We start from the raw sequence: 19,077 nt of genomic DNA, 5'->3' as shown, positions 1-19,077 counted from the left end.
ACCGCGCCGGCCGTCCGCCGCGGCGGTGGCGCCGCCGGCGTCCTGGCTCAGCGTGGGACGTCCTGGCTCACCGTCGGCGGTGAGCCAGGACGCGACGCGATCAGCCCACCTGATCATGCGCCGCCCCGGCCCTCCGCCCGCCGGGTGGCAGGCTCGGTCCCGTGGCGGACAGGTCGCTGCGCGCACCCGCGTGGCTCGAGGAGCTGGTGCGCACCTCGCCGCCGCCGGTGCCGTGGCGCGACGTCGCCCGCTTCGCCGTCGCGGTGCCCGCCCCGCTGGCCGTGGCGCTGCTCGTCGGCGGCCAGCACGCCCTGGGCGCCGGCGTCTTCGGCACCACCGGCGCGCTCGCCGCCACCCTCGCCCCGCAGGGCGGGCCGCTGCGCGACCGGCTGCGGCGCACCGCGGCCGCGGTCGGCTTCGGGGCCGTGGGCCTCGTCGCCGGGCAGTACGCCAGCGGTGGCGGGGTGCTGCCCGTCCTCGTGGTCGCGCTGCTGGCGGCCGCGGCGGCGCTGATCAGCGCGGTCAACTCGGCGATGTCGCTGGGCGCGCTCCAGCTGCTCGTCTACACCGCGCTCGCGTCCGGCCTGGTCACCTCGCTGCCGGCAGAGGCGGAGGTGGCGTTCTTCGCCGCGGGCGCCGGGTGGGCGACGCTCCTGACGCTCCTGCAGGCCGCGACCGACCCCGCCGACCCCGACCGCACCGCGGTGGCCGCCGTCCTCACCCGGATCACCGGGCTGCTCACCGCCGTCGGCACCGACGGCGCCGACGGCGCCCGCCGCGAGCTCACCACCGCCCTGAACGCCGCCTACGACCGGGTGATCCGCACCCGCAGCCTCGCCGCTGGCCGCAACCGGGAGCTCGCGGAACTGGCCGGCGTCCTCAACTCCACCGCGCCGCTGGTGGAGGCCGCCGTCGCCTCGGCCCGGGCGGGCGTGCACGCCGACCCGCACGACGTCACCGCGGTGCACGCGCTGGCCGCGGCCGTCACCGGGAGCCGCTCGCTGCCGCCCGACCGGCCCCCGGCGCTGGAGGAGGGCCCGCCGCAGCGGCGCGCGGTCCGCCACGGCGTGCGGCTGGCGTGGGCGGTGGTCGGCGACCCCGAGGAGCGGGCCGGCGCCGCCGTCGCCCAGGACCGCCCGCCGTGGCGCGAGCGGCTGCGCGACGTCGCCGACCGCACCCTCGGCAGCCCCGACACCCGCGACTTCGCGCTGCGCCTCGTGCTGTGCATGACGATCGCCGAGGTCGCCCGCCAGCTGCTGCCCATCGAGCGGCCCTACTGGGTGCTGCTCACCGTGGCGATCGTGCTCAAGCCCGACTTCGGGTCGGTGTTCACCCGCGCGGTGCAGCGCGGCGCGGGCACGCTCCTCGGCGTCCTGATCGGCTCGCTGCTGCTGTCGGTGCTGCCCGGCAACGCCTGGGTGGTCGCGGCGATGGCCGTCGGCGCCGGGCTGCTGCCGTGGGCCCGGGGCGCGAACTTCGGCCTGTTCTCGGTGTTCCAGACGCCGGTGATCATCCTGCTGCTCGACCTCGCCGTGCCGGGCGGGCCGGGGCTGGTCGGCGCCCGGCTGGTCGACACCCTCATCGGCTGCGCGATCGTGCTGGTCGCGGGCTACCTGCTGTGGCCGCAGACGTGGCGGGCGCCGCTGGACGAGGCGATGCGCGCGGCCGCCCTCGCCCTCGACGAGTTCGTCGGCGCGGCGTTCGGTGAGGACGCCGTCGTCCGGCGGCGGGCGCGCCGGCGCGCCTACCGCGCGCTCACCGAGCTGCACACCCAGCTGCAGCGGCGGCTGGCCGAGCCACCGCCGATCAGCACCCGCGCCGGGGCGTGGTGGCCGGTGATCGTGCAGCTGGAGCGGACGGCCGACGCCGTCACCGAGGCGGTCATCGCCGTCCGGCACGGCGGGCACTCCCCCGACCCGGCGCAGGTGGCGGTGCTGCGGCGCGCCCTGCGCGAGCTGGAGGACGACGTCCGCGCGCACCGGCCGCCCGACGACGCCGAGATCCACGCCGACGGCGTCCTCGCCCCGGTGGCGCGCGAGGTCGACGCCGCCCGCCGGCTCGTGCGCGACGCCGCGCCGGGCAAGCGGCCGGAGACGGCGGCCCCGGGCGGCTGAAGGGCATTTGTCGTCCTATCGGCCCCCGGTCGCCGCCCGCGGGGACCTGCGTTGTCATGGACGGATGCCGCGCCGCCGCCGGGCCACCCCGCCCGCGCCCCGCATCCCGATCGTCCCGGGCACCGGCGGTCCCCCGCCGCCGGGCTCGCGCACCGTCCGCACCGACGACGGCGTCGACCTGCACGTGGAGTTCGACGGCCCCGAGGACGCGCCGGTCACCGTCGTCTTCTGCCACGGCTTCACCGCCCGCCTGGGCGAGTGGCAGCTGCAGCGCGAGGCCGTCCGCGACCGCGCCCGCCTGGTGCTGTGGGACCACCGCGGCCACGGCCGGTCGAGCTGGGCCGACCCGACGACGGCGACCATCGACCGCACCGCCCGCGACCTCGGCCAGGTGCTCGACACCGTCGTCCCCGCGGGCCGGCCGGTCGTGCTGGCCGGGCACTCGATGGGCGGCATGACGGTCATGGCCTACGCCCGGCAGCGGCCGCAGGAGATCGGCGCCCGCGTCGTCGGGGCCTTCCTGCTGGCCACCTCCGCGGGCGGCCTGGTGTCCGAGGGCCTGCTCGGCGCGGCCGTGGGGCTGATGCGCCGGCTGCACCTGCTCCCGCTCTACCTGTGGTGGCTGCGGCTGCTCGCCCCGTTCCTCGAGCGGTACCGCCGCCGCGGCACCCGGATCGGCCGCCGCGCCATGCGGAAGTACCTCTTCGGCCGCGACGACGCGACGCCCGAGGCCGTCCGCGTGGTGCAGGACATGCTCGAGGAGACGCCGCTGACGGTGACCATGGCCTTCTACGGCACCTTCCTCGACCACGACGAGACCGCGGCGCTGCCGGTGCTCGGCCGGGTGCCCACGGCCGTCGTCGCCGCGGAGTACGACCGCCTCACCCCCGCCGCGCACGGCCGCCGGCTGGCCGAGCTGCTCGGGCCCGGCTGCGAGCTCGTCGTCGTCCCGGGGGCCGGGCACAGCGTCAACCTGACCCGCACGTCCGTGGTGGACGAGGCCCTGGTCGGCCTGCTCGACCGGGTGGCGGCCGGGGACGCCCGCCGGGCGGGCTGACGACGCGCCGTCCTACTGTGTCCGGCACCACAGCACGGGGTTCGGCCGGCCGGTCGGTGGACACAGGACCGGACGGAACAGTCTCGACCAGCGAAGGAGCGACCGTGGACCGCCTGAGCTCCACCGACGCCGGCTTCTACTACGCCGAGAGCGAGAACGCGCCGCTGCACGTGGGGTCGGTCGCCGTCTTCGAGGGCCCGGCGCCCTCCTACGGCGACCTCGTGCGGCTGCTGCTCAGCAAGCTGCCCCAGGTGCCGCGCTACCGGCAGCGGGTGCGCGAGGTGCCGCTGAACCTGGGCCGGCCGCTGTGGGTCGACGACCCGCACTTCCAGATCCTCTACCACGTCCGGCACACCGCCCTGCCCAAGCCCGGCGGCCAGGAGCAGCTGCGCAACCTCGCGGGGCGCGTGCTCGGCCAGCGCCTGGACATGGCCAAGCCGCTGTGGGAGGTGTGGCTGGTCGAGGGCCTGGAGGACGACCGGTGGGCGATCATCTCCAAGGTCCACCACTGCATGGTCGACGGCGTCGCCGGCACCGACCTGATGCAGGTCATGTTCGACCTCGACCCGAACGCCGAGCACCCCGCGCCGCGCGACTGGTCGCCGCAGCGCACCCCCTCGGGTCTCGCGATGGCCGCCGGCGCGGTCGCCGAGACGATGACGGCGCCGCTGCGCCAGCTGACCTCGCTGCCCGGCCCGGAGGCGGTCTCCCACGGCGCGAAGGGCCTGGTGTCCAGCGCCCGCGCCGCGGCCGCGAGCCTGCCCACGCTCGCCCGCCAGGCGCTCACCCCGCTGGCCCGCACGCTCACCGGCCCGATCGGCCCGCACCGGCGGTGGGCGTGGTCGGACGCGGAGCTCGCCGAGATCAAGGCGGCGCGCGCGGGACTCGGCGGCACGGTCAACGACGTCGTCCTCACCGCGATCACCCGCGGCTTCCGCGACCTGCTGCAGGGCCGCGGCGCGCTCGGCGGGGACACGGTCGTGCGCACCATGGTGCCGATCTCGGTGCGCCGGGAGGACGAGCGCGGGTCGCTCAACAACCAGGTGACGGCGGTCTTCGTCGACCTGCCCGTGGGCGAGCCCGACCCCGTGGCCCGGCTGGCGTCCATCCGGCGCCAGATGGACGAGTACAAGAAGACGATGCAGGCCGTCGACGCCCGCTCGATCATCGCGATGGGCGACTACATGGCCCCGACGCTGCTCGCGCTCGGCGTGCGCGCGGCGGCCTCGGCCGGCCAGCTGTGGTGCCAGGCGGTGACCACCAACGTGCCCGGCCCCCGCGTGCCGCTGTACGTGCTCGGCAGGCGGATGGTCTCCGCGCACCCGTACGTCCCCATCGGCGGCGGCACCCGGATCTCGATCGGCATCTTCAGCTACCTGACCTCGATGACGTTCGGGATCAACGCCGACTTCGACGCCTTCCCCGACCTCGACGTCCTCTCCGACGGCATCCGGCGGGGCCTCGACGAGCTGGTGGGCCTCGCCTCCGCCCAGCCCGCGGCGGCGAGCCGGTGACCCGGTTCACCTCCGGAGGGGTCGGGTAGCGGAACCGTCGTGACCGCTCCGCAGACCGACCTCACCGTCGCCGTCACCGGCCCCACCGGCACCTTCGGCGAGGGCCTCGTGCCCCTGCTCCAGACCGACGACCGGGTGCGCCGGGTCGTGGGCATCGCCCGCCGACCGTTCGACCCGGCCGCCCGCGGCTGGACGAAGATGGAGTACCGGCGGGGCGACGTCCGCGACGCCGGGGCGCTGCGTGAGGCCTTCGCCGGCGCCGACGTCGTCGTGCACCTGGCGTTCCTCATCACCGGCAACGCCTCCCGGCAGACCACCCGCGCGATCAACGTCGACGGCACGCTCAACGCCTTCCGGGCCGCCGCGGCCGCCGGCGCGGAGCGGTTCGTCTACGCCTCCTCGGTGGCCGCCTACGGCTTCCACGCCGACAACCCGGTCGGCATGACCGAGGAGTGGCCGGTCCGGCCGGCGTCGCGGCTGTTCTACGCGCAGGAGAAGGCCGAGCTCGAGCACCTGCTCCAGGAGGAGGCGGCGAGGCACCCGGAGATCGGGCTCTACCTGCTGCGCCCGCCGGTGGTGCTCGGCCCGCACACGCTCGGCGCCAAGGACGTGCTGCCGGGCCCGCTGGCGCCGCTCGGCCGGCGCCTCGCCGAGCAGTCCACCCGCCGGCTGCCGGTCCCGGTGCCGGTGGCGGTGCCCGCCCTGCCGCTGCAGTTCATCCACGAGGACGACGTCGGTTCCGCGCTGCTGCAGTGCGTCGTCGCCGCCGGCCCGCCCGGGGCCTACAACATCGCCGGCGACGGCGTGCTGACCGCCGCCGACGTCGCCCGCGAGTACGGCGCGCTGCCCCTGCCGCTGCCCGCGGCGCCGGCCCAGCTCGCCGCGCGGGCCGTGGCGCGGCTGCCGTTCCTGCCGCCGGTGGCCGAGTGGGTGGAGGCGGCGAGCCACCCGGCGATCATGGACACCACCAAGGCCCGCGAGCAGCTGGGCTGGCGCCCGAACTACTCCGGGCTGGAGGCGCTGCGGGCCACGCTCCGATCGGGGTGAGGGGCCTTCTCCCCGCGGCGCCGGACCGGCAGGCTCGGCGTCCCCCGGGCGTGAGCGAGCTGCCGCCGGCCGTCGACACGAAGCGTGCAGCAACAAGCGATCCCGGGTGAGCCCCGGAGAGAGGTGCGCATGACCCCGCCGCTGGACACCGACGTCCCGCTGATCGTGCTGACCGACGTGGGCAGCGAGGTGGAGCGCCGGCTGGTGGCCGACGCCCTGCCCGCCGACCCCGGGCGCGCCACCGTGCTCCCGCTGCGCGGCGAGGCGCTGGCCGGCCCGCTCGCCGACGCCTCCCCCGACACCGTGGTGACGGCGGTGCGCGTCGCCTGGTCCGGCCGGCGCCCCGCCGCGCCCGGCCGCCGCACGGGCACCCGCCGCCGGCTGCACGACGCCCGGCCCTCGCTGCTGCGCCGCCCGCCCGCGGCGCTGCAGGCCGCCGCGCTGCGCCGCGACCCCGACCGGGCGCGGGTCGTCGTCGCCGAGCCCGCCACCGTGGCCGAGCTGCGCGAGCGCTGGGACGGCACCGGCGACGTCGCCGCCTTCATCGCCCACCAGGCCGCGCTCGCGCTCGACCGCGCCGAGCGGCTGGTGGTCGGCGACCGCGCCAAGGTGCCGCGGCACGTCGCCGAGGCGATCCAGTACAGCCCGGAGTTCCGCGCCGAGGTGGCCGCGCTGGCCGACCGGCTGGAGCGCCCCGAGGAGGAGGTCACCGCCGAGGCGGTCGAGGACCTGCGCGGGCTGGTCGCGGCGATGGACCCCGTCGCCGTCGAGCTGTTCACCGGGCTGCTGCGGCCGGTGCACGCCCGCGCGTGGGACGTGCAGGCCGACACCGCCCGCCTCGACGACCTGCGCGAGCTCAACCGCCGGCACCCGCTGGTGTTCCTCCCCAGCCACCGCTCCTACGTCGACCCGCTCGTGCTCGCCGACGTCCTCGCCGCCCACGACTTCCCGCGCAACCACGTCCTCGGCGGGGACAACCTGCGCTTCTGGCCGGTCGGCCCGATCGCCAAGCGCGCCGGGCTGGTCTTCATCCGCCGCAGCTTCGGCGACGACCAGGTCTACAAGCTCGCCGTCCGCGAGTACTTCGCCTTCCTGCTGGCCAAGCGGTTCAACCTCGAGTGGTACATGGAGGGCGGCCGGTCGCGCACCGGCAAGCTGCGCCCGCCCCGCCACGGGCTGCTGCGCTTCGTCGCCGACGCCGTCGAGCGGGGCCGGGTGGAGGACGCCTACGTCGTCCCCGTCTCGATCACCTACGACCAGCTGCGCGAGGTCACCGGCATGGCCGCCGAGCAGGGCGGCGCGGCCAAGCGCGGCGAGGGCCTGTCGTGGATGGCGTCCTACATCCGCGAGCAGGTGCGCACCCCGCTGGGCACGGTGCACGTCGGGTTCGCCGAGCCGATCTCCCTGGCCGCGGCGCTGCGCGGCGGCGCCGACCCGGCCGACCCCGACGCCCGCCGGCTCACCCTGCAGAAGGTGGCCTTCCAGGTCGCCGTCGGCATCAACTCCGTCACCCCGGCGACGGCGACCGCGCTGGTCACCCTGGCGCTGCTCGGCGTCCGCGACCGGGCGCTCACCCTCGCGCAGGTGCAGCGGGTGCTCGAGCCGCTGCTGGCCTACCTCACCGCGACCGGCCGGCCGCACTCCGGCGCCGCGCTGCACACCCCGCGCGGCGTGCGGCACGTGCTCGGCGCGCTGGCGCAGCAGGGCGTCGTCACCGTCTACGAGGGCGGCGAGGAGCCGGTCTACGCCATCGAGCGCGGCCAGCACCTGGTGGCCGCCTTCTACCGCAACAGCGCCATCCACCACGTCGTCGACCGGGCGATCGCCGAGCTGGTCATGCTGCGCGACCCGGTCGACCGCTGGGAGGAGGCGGGCCGGCTGCGCAAGCTGCTGGAGTTCGAGTTCTTCTTCCCCGAGCGGGAGGCCTACCGGGAGCGGCTCACCGCCGAGCTCGAGCGGCTCGACCCGCACTGGGAGACCGCCGACGGCCGCGAGGTGCTCTGCGGCGCCCCGCTGCTGCTCGCCCACCGGGTGCTGCGCTCGTTCGTCGACGCGCAGCTCGTCGTCGCCGAGCGGCTGGCCGCCCGCGACCCGCGCACCCCCGTGGTGCAGGCCGACTTCCTCGCCGAGTGCAGCGGCGTGGGTCAGCAGATGCTGCTGCAGGGCCGGCTCCACGGGCCGGAGTCGCTCTCCCGCGAGCTGTTCGCCAGCGCGCTCCAGCTGGCCGCCAACCTCGACCTCGTCGACCCCGGCCGCGAGGAGCTGGCCCGCCGCCGCCAGGAGTGGGCCGCTCAAGTCCGGGACGTCGTGAGCCGAGTAGGAGTGATCGACGAGTTGGACGCCGCGGCGCGGCGGGAGAACGTGGGGGTGGAGCCGTGACCGACGGCGGGACGACGCCGGCCGCCGGGCTGGGCGCGCAGGCCGCGGCCATGGCCCGGACGAACGTGTGGACCGAGGAACAGCTGGTCGCGGACGTGGAGGCCGCCCCGCCGGGCCCCCGGATCGGCGCGTTCTTCGACTTCGACGGCACCGTCATCGACGGTTACTCGCTCGCGGCCTTCGCCCGCCACCACCTGCGCTCGCTGGAGGTGACGCCGAACTCGCTGGGCGAGCTGCTGCTCAACGGCCTGCGCGGCGTCACCACCGAGGAGGACTTCGAGCGGTTCACCGTGGCCGGCATGCGGGCCTGGGCCGGGCGCAGCGAGGACGAGCTGCTCGAGCTCGGCGAGCGGCTGTTCGTGCAGGGCATCGCCGGCTCGCTGTACCCGGAGGCGTGGCGGCTGGTCACCGCGCACCTCAACGCCGGGCACACCGTCGTCCTGGCCTCCTCGGCCACCCGCTTCCAGGTGAAGCCGGCCGCCCGCGCGCTCGGCGTCGAGCACGTGCTCGTCTCCCCCGTCGAGATCGTCGACGGCGTGTGCACCGGCCGGCCCGGCGGGCCGCTGCTGTGGCGCAAGGGCAAGGCCGCCGCCGTGCGCGCCTTCGCCGAGGAGCACGGCATCGACCTGCTGCAGAGCTACGCCTACTCCAACGGCGACGAGGACGTGCCCTTCCTGCGCACCGTCGGGCGCGCCCGCGCGCTCAACCCCGGGCGCGGGCTCGTCGCCGCCGCGCGGCACTACTCGTGGCCGGTGGCCCGCTTCCGCCGCCGCGGGAGCACCTCGCCGGTCGACCTCGCCCGCACCGTGGCCGGGATCGGCGGCATGCTGGGCGGGTTCGCCACCGGCGTCGCCGTGGGCGCGCTGGGCGGCTCCCGGCGGGAGGCGGTCGACCTCGGCATCACCCTGGCCGGCGAGCTCGGCAGCGCGATCGCCGGCGTCCGGGTCGACGTGCAGGGCGCCGAGCACCTGGCCACCCGGCCGGCGGTGTTCCTGTTCAACCACCAGAGCCAGCTCGACGTCCTGGTGCTCGCCAAGATGCTGCGCGGCGGGTTCACCGCCGTCGCGAAGAAGGAGCTGGCCAACACCCCCGGCTTCGGCCTGGCCTTCCGCCTCGCCGACGTCGCCTTCGTCGACCGCGCCGACTCCGGGCAGGCCCGCAAGGCGCTCGAGCCCGCGGTGCAGCGCCTGCGCGACGGCATCTCGCTGGTCATCGCGCCCGAGGGGACCCGGTCGGTCACCCCGACGCTCGGCCCGTTCAAGAAGGGCGCCTTCCACGTCGCCATGCAGGCCGGCGTCCCGATCGTGCCGATCGTGCTGCGCAACACCGGCGAGCTGATGTGGCGCGGGGCCACCACGGTCTCCCCCGGCGTCGTCCAGGTGCGGGTCCTGCCGCCGATCCCCACCGAGGGCTGGACGGCCGAGGAGATCGGCGACCGGGTGGCCGAGGTGCACGACCTGTACGTGCGCACGCTCGCCGACTGGGGCGGCCGCGCCGAGCGCCCGGTGGTCAGCGAGGAGCCCACCGCCGGCCAGCCGGCCGCGGTGCCCGCCACCCCGCTGGACTGGGGCAGCGCGCCGGAGATGAACCCGCTGGAGACGGCGATGTGGCGCGCGGAGGTGGCCGACCCGCGGCTGCGCGCCAACGTCGCCCTCCTCGAGCTGCTGGACCCGGCGCCGGACTGGGAGCGGCTGCGCGCCGCGCACGAGTGGGCCTCGCGGATGGTGCCGCGGATGCGCCAGCGCGTCGTCGAGCCGGCGCTGGGCATCGGCACGCCGCGCTGGGTGACCGTCGACGAGCTCGACCTCGACGCGCACGTGCACCGGGTGCGGCTGGAGGGGCCGGGCTCGATGCGGCAGCTGCTCGACGTCGTCGGGGAGTTCGTGTCCGCCCCGCTGGACCGCGACCGGCCGCTGTGGCAGGTGCTGTACGTCGAGGGGATGGCCGACGGGCGGGCCGGCTACGTCGTCAAGACCCACCACAGCACCACCGACGGCCTCGGCGCCGTGCAGCTCATGGGGAAGCTGCACAGCCGCACCGCCGAGCACGACCCTGTGCGGCCCGAGCCGCCGGTGCCGCTGCCCGGCGACGACGTGTCCCGCACCGGCCTGCTCACCGAGCAGCTGGTCGGCACCGCCCGCTCGGCGCCGCTCGCGGTGCTGCGCCGCGGCGTCGAGGCCCTGACCACCGGTGCCCGGCCGTGGGAGGTCGTCACCTCCGCGCTGGGCTCGGCCCGCTCGGCGTCGCGCACGCTGCAGCCGCCGGGACCGGGCTCGGACCTGCTCGCCCCGCGCGGCGGCGGCTGGCACCTGGAGGTGCTCGAGGTGCCGCTGGCCGACCTCAAGGCCGGCGCGAAGGCGGCCGGCGGGTCGCTCAACGACGGCTTCCTCGCCGCGATGGTCGGCGGGTTCCGCCGCTACCACCAGCGCCACGGCGCGCCGCTGGGCACGCTGACCGTCGGCATCCCGATCAGCCTGCGCTCCCAGGACGCGCCCGAGGGCGGCAACCGGTTCACCGGCGCCCGCTTCCCCGCCCCGCTGGAGGAGGCCGACCCCGCCGCCCGCGTCCGGGCGATCCGGGAGTTCGTCCTCTCGGTGCGCGGCGACAGCGGCTCCGGCGTGCTCAACGACCTGCTCGCGCCCACGCTCAGCTGGCTGCCCGCGCCGGTGATCGGCGCGGTGTCGGGGCGGCTGACCAGCGCCAACGACGTCCAGATCTCCAACGTCCCCGGCGTCGCGCACCCTGTGTACATCGCCGGCTCGCGGATCACCCGGATGTTCCCGTTCGGCCCGCTGCCGGGCTGCGCGGCGATGATCACGCTGCTGTCGCACGAGACCCAGTGCTGCATCGGCATGAACCTCGACGCGGCCGCCGTCAGCGACCCGGCGGGCCTGGTCGCCGACCTGCAGGCGGGCCTCGACGAGGTGGTGGCGCTGGGCCGCGGCTGACGCCGCGAGGTGTGGAACGCCGCCGGGGCGGTACTGGACCGGGTGTCACCCCCGTCACAGGGCAGGAGCGGCCATGAGCTTCAACCTCGCCACCATCCTCCGTGAGTCGGCCCTCACCTCGCCGGACAAGCCGATGCTGCTCATCGGCCCGACGACGCTCACCTACCGGCAGGTCGACGTCCTCTCCGGGCAGGTGGCCGCGGGGCTGCGCGCGGCCGGGCTGCGGCGCGGCGACTCGGTCGCGCTGCAGCTGCCCAACGTGCCGCAGTTCGTCCTCGCCTACTTCGGCGCGCTCAAGGCCGGGATGACCCTCGTCCCGCTCAACCCGCTGCTCAAGGCGCCCGAGGTGGCCTACCACCTGTCCGACAGCGGGGCCAAGGCGCTGGTCACCTTCGACGCCTTCGCCGACGAGGCGGTCACGGGTGCGGCCGAGGCCGGCGGCGTGCCGGTCTGGGTGGTGTCCGCCGGGCAGGCCGCCGCACCCGCCGACACGACGCCGTTCGACGAGCTCGTCGCCGCCGGCGCGGGCGCCGACCCGGCCGAGGTCGAGCAGATGTCCCCCGAGGACACCGCGGTGATCATCTACACCAGCGGCACGACCGGGCGGCCCAAGGGCGCCGAGCTCACCCACTTCCAGGCCTACATGGCCGCGTCGGTGGCGGCGGAGACCTTCGCCTACCGCGAGGACGACGTCAGCATGGCCGTGCTGCCGCTGTTCCACGTCTTCGGCCTGTCCAGCGTGATGAACTGCGCCGTCCGCTCGGCGGCCACGCTGGTGCTGGTGCCGCGCTTCGACGTCGGCGCGGTCCTCGACGCGATGGAGCAGCACCGGGTGACGGTGTTCTGCGGCGTGCCCACGATGTTCGTGGCGCTGATGCACGCCGACCTCACCGGCCGCGACGTCTCCGCGCTGCGGATCTGCGTCTCCGGCGGCGCCTCGATCCCCGGCGAGGTGATCAAGGGCTTCGAGGCCGCCTACCCCGCGACGATCCTCGAGGGCTACGGCCTGTCGGAGACCGCCGCCATCGCCACCTTCAACCGCAGCGCCGAGGAGCGCCGCGTCATGTCGATCGGCAAGCGGCTGTGGGGCTGCGAGGTGCGCGTCGTCGACGGCCAGGACGCCGAGCTGCCGCGGGGCCCCGAGCACGTCGGGGAGATCGTGCTGCGCGGCCACAACGTCATGAAGGGCTACCTCGGCCGGCCCGACGCCACCGCCGAGGCCATGCGGGGCGGCTGGTTCCACACCGGCGACCTCGGCTACCAGGACGACGACGGCTTCTTCTACATCGTCGACCGCAAGAAGGACCTGGTCATCCGCGGCGGCTTCAACGTCTACCCGCGCGAGATCGAGGAGGTCCTGCACGAGCACCCCGCGATCCGCGAGGCCGCCGTCATCGGCCGGCCCGACGAGCGGCTCGGCGAGGAGGTCGTCGCGTTCGTCAGCCTGCGGCCCGGCGCGACGGCCGAGCCCGCCGACGTCATCGCGTTCTGCAAGGAGCGGCTGGCGGCCTACAAGTACCCGCGCGACGTCACGGTGGTCGACGAGCTGCCCAAGGGCCCGAGCGGGAAGGTGCTCAAGACCGAGCTGCGGAGCCGCTGACGGCGACGTCGCCGAGCCAGGAGAGGACGAGGCCGGCCAGGCGGTCGGGCACCTGCAGCTGCGGCACGTGCCCGACCCCGGCCAGCTCCTCGTAGCGCCAGCCGGGGTTCTCCCGCGCCGCCTGCCGCGCGGCGTCCACCGACACCAGCCGGTCGCGGTCGCCGTGCACCAGCAGGACCGGCGCGGTCACCCGGGCCATCGCGCCCCGGTAGCGGCGCGGGTCGAGCAGGATCCACAGCAGCGAGCGCGCCGCGGCGAGGAACGCCCGGTCCATGCCGGCGGCGTCCTCGCGCTGCTCGAGCAGGGTGACCGCCCGGTCGACCACCGGCGCGGGCAGTTCGTCGGGGTCGACGCCGACCAGGTCCAGCATCGCGCGCACGCGGGTCAGCGGCGTCGACCGGACCCGCCGCAGGCGCAGGAACCGTTCCCCCACCCCGGGGACGGCGTACAGCGCGAAGGTGGCCGCCACGAGCGGGTCCAGCCTCCGGCGGCCGCCGGGCAGCGCCGGGTCGAGCAGCACCAGCGCGCGGACGGCGTCCGGCGAGGCCGCGGCGGTGAACAGCGAGATCATCCCGCCCATCGAGTTGCCGACCAGCACCGCCGGCTCCCCCACCACCTCGCGCAGGAAGCGCTGCAGGACGCCCACGTTGGCCTGCACCGTCGTCCGCCGCTCACCGGGCTCGCTGCGGCCGAAGCCCGGCAGGTCCAGGGCCCACACGCGGGCCGACGGCGTCAGCAGCGGCGCGAACAGGTCCCAGTTGCCGTGCGAGCCGCCGAGGCCGTGCACGAGCACGACGGCGGGGCCGCCCTCGAGCCCGCCGTGGTCGACGACGTGCACCGGCCCGCCCAGGTCGATCGTCCGGCCGGTCCCTGCTGGCTGCTCCACGCGCCGTCCCTCCCGCTCCGCCGGCGCGCCCGCGCCCGCTCCCCCGACGGTTGCACGACCGGGTGGACCGTGCAGCGGGACCCCTGTGGTCCGTGTGGCGTGGGACACACTGCGGTCCACCGGATCGCCCGCGATCGGGCAGTCAGGTGTGACCGGCTGCCGAGAGTGGTACCGGAGCGGACACGTGGCACCGCTGCCACGGGCGAGGAGGACGACGTGTCGGGATCCGGGTACGAGCAGCCGGCACTGCCGCTGTACCTCACCGAGGTGGGCCGCGCGTTCGGCGACTACGGCCTCTACCTGGCCGCACGGCCGCTGCTGTCGCGGCTGCCCGCCGGCGACGGGCACCCCGTGCTCGTGCTGCCCGGCCTGATGGCCGACGACATGTCCACCGTGACGCTGCGCCGCACGCTGCGCCGCCTGGGCTACCGGGTGCACGGCTGGCGGCTGGGCCGCAACATCGGCCCGACCGCCGAGTGCGTCGAGGGCATGGCGCAGCGCATCTCCGACCTGAGCGACCGCTACGGCCGGCCGATCAGCCTCGTCGGGCAGAGCCTGGGCGGCATCTTCGCCCGCGACCTGGCCCGCAAGACGCCCGACTCGGTGCGCCAGGTGATCACCCTGGGCAGCCCCTTCGCCCTGCAGCGCGACGACCAGACCCGCGCGCACAAGGTCTTCGAGCGCTACTCGCACCTGCACGTGGAGCGGCGCGTGCTGCCGCTGGAGACCGAGTCGACGCCGCTGCCGGTGCCCTCGACGTCGATCTACTCGCACCAGGACGGCATCGTGCCGTGGCAGGCGTGCCTCGACCGGCTCTCCCCCACCGCGGAGAACGTCGCCGTGTACGCCAGCCACCTGGGGATGGCCCACCACCCGGCGGTCATCTACGCGGTGGCCGACCGGCTGGCCCAGCGCGAGGGGACGTGGCGCCCGTTCCGCAGCCCGCTGGCGCTGCGCCCGTGCTTCCCGCGCGCCGACGTCCCCGAGCCCTCGTGGGCGGCCGCCGCCGCGGCCTGACGCCGGGGCGCGTCGACCGTCGGCCGTCGTCGCACTGCCGGTGCTCCTCGTGCACTGCCCGTGCTATAGCACCGGCGGTGCACGAGGAACACTGGCGATGGGCCGCGTCGACACCGCGGCCCCTTCGCCACCGCGGCGTGGCGACCTACGGCTGTCTCGGCAGGCCCGAGACGACCGCAGGTCGACAACGGGCGCGATCCCATGCGCCGAGTGGTCACGGACCGGGGTCTCCGCCCGGCGGGGACCCCGGCAGGCGACCGCTCGACGGCGGGAGGACGGGTGGGTGGGCGCGGCAGGGATCGAACCTGCGACCGCTCGCTTGTAAGGCGAGAGCTCTCCCGCTGAGCTACGCGCCCCGCCCGACCAGGGTAGAGGCCCCGGACGGGGATCCCGCTCAGGCGGCCAGCGCCGCGACGGCGTCCTTCCAGCCGGACTGCTCGCGGGCGTCGCCGGGCGAGTTGACCTCGGCGAAGGCGATCTTCCCCTCGGCGTCGACGAGGAACGTCCCGCGCAGCGCCATGCCGGCCTTGTCGTTGAACACGCCGTAGGCCTGGGCGGTGGCCCCGTGCGGCCAGAAGTCCGACAGCAGCGGGAAGTCGAAGCCCTCCTGGGCCTTGAACGCCTTGAGGCTGAACACCGGGTCGGTGCTGACGGCCACGACCTGCACGCCGGCGTCGGTGTAGGTGGTCAGCTCGTCGCGCAGCTGGCAGAGCTCGCCGGTGCAGATGCCGGAGAAGGCGAACGGGTAGAAGACGACGAGGACCGGCCGGCCGCGCAGGTCCGCGAGGGAGACGACCTGGCGGTCCTGGTCGGGCAGGCTGAACTCGGGCGCGGCGTCGCCGACGGAGAGGGTCATGCCCCCATGGTGACGTGCTGGAACCGGCCGCCTCGCAGGGGCCCGCCGCGAGCGTGCGAGCGGTGGGGAGCGAGGGGGTCCTTCGTCCTAGCGGCGGGAGCGGGCGGCCTTCGGGGTGACCAGCCGGATGCCCGACCAGTCCTTGGCCGCGGAGATGCTGCTGGTCTGCGACAGGCCCGCGGTGGGTGCCACCTCGGTGACGTCGCCGGGCTCGACGTGGCCGGGTCGCCCGGACTTGGGCACCAGCAGCCAGACGACGCCCTCGTCGGCCAGCGAGGTCAGGGCGTCGGTGAGGGCGTCGAAGAGGTCGCCGTCGTCCTCGCGCCACCAGAGGAGGACGACGTCGGCGACCTCGTCGGTGTCCTCGTCGACCATGTCGCTGCCCGAGGCCTCGACGATCGAGTCCCGCAGGTCGTCGTCGGCGTCCTCGTCCCAGCCGAGCTCCTGCACGACCATGCCCGGCTTGATGCCCAGCCGGGCCGCCATGCTGGCGCTGCCCGAGTCGACGCTCATCCCTGCTGTTCCTCCGAAGGTCCGATGGTGTCCGGTCGCCGACCGGCGGGCACGCGACCGCGCAGCGCGCGTGCGTGGGGGGTGTGCAGGCCCACGGCGGACACGACCGGCGGGGATGTCACCCGCAGCCTGGTCATGTCACCCCTCTCGGACCCGGACGCGCGGTCCCGACGGCGTCGGTGCACGTGGGCAGGAGCGTAGGGCATGCCTGGTCAGGCGCAAGCCGTCGCGGAGGCCCGTCTGCAGGCGCCGACGTGGCCGACTCGGGACCTGTACGTGACGCGGGGACGCCCGGCGCGAGACGATGGGGCCATGAGCGCACCGCAGCAGGGTGGGGACCCCACCCGCGACGCCGGCCAGCCACGCGCGGTCATCACCGACGGACTGCCCAGCCAGCTGGTCGACACCGATCCCGACGAGACCCAGGAGTGGGTGGAGTCGCTCGACAGCGTCGTCGAGCACGCAGGCCGCGGGCGCGCCCGCTACCTCATGCTCAAGATGCTGCAGCGCAGCCGTGAGCAGCAGGTCGGCGTCCCGGCCCTCCGCAGCACCGACTACATCAACACGATCCCGCCCGAGCGGGAGCCCTACTTCCCCGGCGACGAGCACGTCGAGCGGCGCATCCGCGCCTACATCCGGTGGAACGCCGCGATCATGGTCCACCGCGCGCAGCGGCCGGGCATCGGCGTCGGCGGGCACATCTCCTCCTACGCCTCCTCCGCCAGCCTCTACGAGGTCGGCTTCAACCACTTCTTCCGCGGCAAGGACCACCCCGGCGGCGGCGACCAGATCTGGTTCCAGGGCCACGCCTCCCCCGGCATCTACGCCCGCGCCTACCTCGAGGGCCGGCTGTCCGAGGACCAGCTCGACGGCTTCCGCCAGGAGGTCAGTCACCCGGGCGGCGGGCTGTCGAGCTACCCGCACCCGCGGCTGATGCCGGACTTCTGGGAGTTCCCGACCGTGTCCATGGGCCTCGGCCCGATGAACGCGATCTACCAGGCGCGGTTCAACCGCTACCTGCACTCCCGCGGCGTCAAGGACACCTCCGACCAGCACGTGTGGGCGTTCCTCGGCGACGGCGAGATGGACGAGCCCGAGTCGCTCGGTCTCATCGGCCTGGCCGCCCGCGAGGAGCTGGACAACCTCACCTTCGTCGTCAACTGCAACCTGCAGCGGCTCGACGGCCCGGTGCGCGGCAACGGCAAGGTCATCCAGGAGCTGGAGTCGTTCTTCCGCGGCGCCGGCTGGAACGTGATCAAGGTGGTGTGGGGCCGCGAGTGGGACGCCCTGCTGGCCGCCGACCGCGACGGCGCGCTGGTCAACCTCATGAACCAGACGCCCGACGGCGACTACCAGACCTACAAGGCCGAGGACGGCGCGTTCGTCCGCGAGCACTTCTTCGGCCGTGACCCGCGCACGCGCAAGCTCGTCGAGGGCATGAGCGACAAGGAGGTCTGGGACCTCTCCCGCGGCGGCCACGACTACCGCAAGGTCTACGCGGCGTTCAAGGCGGCCGTGGAGCACAAGGGCCAGCCCACGGTCATCCTCGCCAAGACGATCAAGGGCTGGACCCTCGGCAGCCACTTCGAGGGCCGCAACTCCACCCACCAGATGAAGAAGCTGACCGCCGAGGACCTCGCCGCCTTCCGCGACCGGCTCTACCTGCCCATCCCCGACGAGCAGCTCGACAAGACGCTGCCGCCCTACTACAAGCCGGCTCCCGACTCCGACGAGATGCAGTACATGCTCGAGCGGCGGCGCGCCCTGGGCGGGGCGGTGCCCCGGCGGCGCTCGGAGTTCAAGACGCTCAAGGCGCCCGACGACAAGGCCCTCGACGTCCTGCGCCGCGGTTCCGGCAAGCAGGAGGTGGCGACGACGATGGCGTTCGTCCGCCTGCTCAAGGAGCTGCTCAAGGACAAGGAGCTCGGCCCGCGCTTCGTGCCGATCATCCCGGACGAGGCCCGCACCTTCGGGATGGACAGCCTCTTCCCGTCGCAGAAGATCTACAACCCGGCCGGCCAGCGCTACACCTCGGTCGACCGCGAGCTGATGCTGGCCTACAAGGAGTCCGAGCAGGGCGTGATCCTGCACGAGGGCATCAACGAGGCCGGGTCGACGGCGTCGTTCACCGCGGTCGGCACGTCGTACGCCACGCACGGCGAGCCGATGATCCCGATCTACATCTTCTACTCGATGTTCGGGTTCCAGCGGACCGGCGACTCGTTCTGGGCGGCCGCCGACCAGATGACCCGCGGCTTCGTCCTCGGCGCCACCGCCGGGCGGACGACGCTCAACGGCGAGGGCCTGCAGCACGAGGACGGCCACTCGCTGCTGCTGGCGCAGACCAACCCCGCCGTCGTGTCCTACGACCCGGCCTTCTCCTACGAGGTCGGCCACATCGTCAAGGACGCGCTGGCCCGCATGTACGGCGAGGACCCGGGCGCGCCGCTGGGCGGGCACCGCAGCCCCGACGTCATGTACTACCTGACGGTCTACAACGAGCCGTTCCAGCAGCCGGCCGAGCCCGAGGGCCTGGACGTGCAGGGCCTGCTCGCCGGCATGTACCTCTACGCCCCCGGCTCCGGCGAGGGGCACCGGGCGCAGGTGCTGGCGTCGGGCGTCGCGGTGCCGTGGGCGCTGCGGGCGCAGGAGCTGCTGCGCGAGGACTGGGGCGTGTCGGCCGACGTGTGGTCGGTGACGTCGTGGAACGAGCTGCGCCGACAGGCCGACGCAGTCACCGAGCACAACTTCCTGCACCCCGAGGACGACCCGCAGGTGCCCTACGTGACCCAGCGGCTGCAGGACGCCGAGGGCCCGGTCGTGGCGGTGTCGGACTGGATGCGCGCGGTGCCCGACCTGATCGCCCCGTTCGTCCCGGGCGGCATGGCGACGCTGGGCACCGACGGGTTCGGTCTGTCCGACACCCGCCCGGCGCTGCGGCGGCACTTCCACGTCGACGCCGAGTCGATCGTCGTCCGGACGCTGGGCGCGCTGGCCGACCGCGGGCTGGTCGAGCGCTCGACGGTCCGCGAGGCGGTCGAGAAGTACCGGATCCGCGACGTGCAGGCCGCCCCGGCCGAGGAGCGGACCGACCCGAGCCCGGCCACCTGAGCGGGCACCGGCCCGCCGCCGGCGGCGGCCACCTC

At 75.1% G+C, this 19,077-nt stretch carries 12 protein-coding genes and 1 tRNA gene; 9 read left to right on the top strand and 4 right to left on the bottom strand.

The genetic code is table 11. The features are described 5' to 3' along the window. Positions 1-161 precede the first annotated feature (161 nt). The 7 genes from BUE37_RS07275 to BUE37_RS07245 all read left to right on the top strand — a co-directional run bounded on the left by BUE37_RS07275 (position 162) and on the right by BUE37_RS07245 (position 12,659). Positions 162-2,114, top strand: coding sequence for an FUSC family protein (locus BUE37_RS07275; RefSeq protein WP_073419349.1), 1,953 nt, complete (start codon positions 162-164; stop codon positions 2,112-2,114). Between the two features lie 64 nt (positions 2,115-2,178). Then, the gene (locus tag BUE37_RS07270; RefSeq protein WP_083628391.1) at positions 2,179-3,171 is read left to right on the top strand and encodes an alpha/beta fold hydrolase; all 993 of its coding nucleotides are present in this window, start codon (positions 2,179-2,181) and stop codon (positions 3,169-3,171) included. Between the two features lie 104 nt (positions 3,172-3,275). After that, positions 3,276-4,685 (top strand): WS/DGAT/MGAT family O-acyltransferase, encoded by a 1,410-nt coding sequence (locus tag BUE37_RS07265; RefSeq protein WP_073419348.1) that lies wholly within the window; start codon positions 3,276-3,278, stop codon positions 4,683-4,685. A gap of 39 nt (positions 4,686-4,724) precedes the next feature. Then, positions 4,725-5,732, top strand: coding sequence for an NAD-dependent epimerase/dehydratase family protein (locus BUE37_RS07260; protein ID WP_073419347.1), 1,008 nt, complete (start codon positions 4,725-4,727; stop codon positions 5,730-5,732). Between the two features lie 129 nt (positions 5,733-5,861). Beyond that, complete coding sequence (locus tag BUE37_RS07255) at positions 5,862-8,111, top strand: glycerol-3-phosphate 1-O-acyltransferase (RefSeq protein WP_073419346.1); 2,250 nt, start codon at positions 5,862-5,864, stop codon at positions 8,109-8,111. Further along, positions 8,108-11,059: an HAD-IB family hydrolase gene (locus BUE37_RS24155; protein ID WP_073419345.1), complete on the top strand. Its 2,952-nt coding sequence runs from the start codon at positions 8,108-8,110 to the stop codon at positions 11,057-11,059. Before BUE37_RS07255 ends, BUE37_RS24155 begins: the two co-directional genes overlap by 4 nt. Positions 11,060-11,132: 73 nt before the next feature. Beyond that, positions 11,133-12,659 (top strand): long-chain-fatty-acid--CoA ligase, encoded by a 1,527-nt coding sequence (locus tag BUE37_RS07245; RefSeq protein WP_073419344.1) that lies wholly within the window; start codon positions 11,133-11,135, stop codon positions 12,657-12,659. Here BUE37_RS07245 and BUE37_RS07240 read toward each other — a convergent pair. Beyond that, on the bottom strand, positions 12,634-13,545 hold the full coding sequence (locus tag BUE37_RS07240; RefSeq protein ID WP_073419343.1) for an alpha/beta fold hydrolase: 912 nt from the start codon (positions 13,543-13,545) through the stop codon (positions 12,634-12,636). The two genes, BUE37_RS07245 and BUE37_RS07240, sit on opposite strands and share 26 nt — an antisense overlap. Positions 13,546-13,761: 216 nt before the next feature. Between BUE37_RS07240 and BUE37_RS07235 the strand changes: the two genes are divergently transcribed. Beyond that, positions 13,762-14,562 carry an esterase/lipase family protein gene (locus BUE37_RS07235; protein WP_139252842.1) on the top strand — a complete coding sequence of 267 codons (801 nt, stop codon included), beginning with the start codon at positions 13,762-13,764 and terminating at the stop codon, positions 14,560-14,562. A 284-nt stretch (positions 14,563-14,846) separates the two neighbouring features. Here the strand turns inward: BUE37_RS07235 and BUE37_RS07230 are convergent. The 3 genes from BUE37_RS07230 to BUE37_RS07220 all read right to left on the bottom strand — a co-directional run bounded on the left by BUE37_RS07230 (position 14,847) and on the right by BUE37_RS07220 (position 15,931). Beyond that, a tRNA-Val gene (locus BUE37_RS07230) sits at positions 14,847-14,918 on the bottom strand. A 38-nt stretch (positions 14,919-14,956) separates the two neighbouring features. Next, entirely contained in the window at positions 14,957-15,418 is a 462-nt protein-coding gene (locus BUE37_RS07225) for a peroxiredoxin (RefSeq protein WP_073419342.1), read from the bottom strand. An 87-nt stretch (positions 15,419-15,505) separates the two neighbouring features. Further along, the gene (locus tag BUE37_RS07220) at positions 15,506-15,931 is read right to left on the bottom strand and encodes a DUF3052 domain-containing protein (RefSeq protein ID WP_073419341.1); all 426 of its coding nucleotides are present in this window, start codon (positions 15,929-15,931) and stop codon (positions 15,506-15,508) included. Positions 15,932-16,243: 312 nt separating this feature from the next. Between BUE37_RS07220 and aceE the strand changes: the two genes are divergently transcribed. Then, positions 16,244-19,042 (top strand): pyruvate dehydrogenase (acetyl-transferring), homodimeric type, encoded by a 2,799-nt coding sequence (gene aceE / locus BUE37_RS07215; RefSeq protein ID WP_073419340.1) that lies wholly within the window; start codon positions 16,244-16,246, stop codon positions 19,040-19,042. Positions 19,043-19,077 lie beyond the last annotated feature (35 nt).

Source organism: Geodermatophilus nigrescens, assembly GCF_900129495.1.
GTDB classification, from domain to species: Bacteria; Actinomycetota; Actinomycetes; order Mycobacteriales; family Geodermatophilaceae; genus Geodermatophilus; species Geodermatophilus nigrescens.
This window is presented reverse-complemented; position numbering and strand designations above follow the sequence as displayed.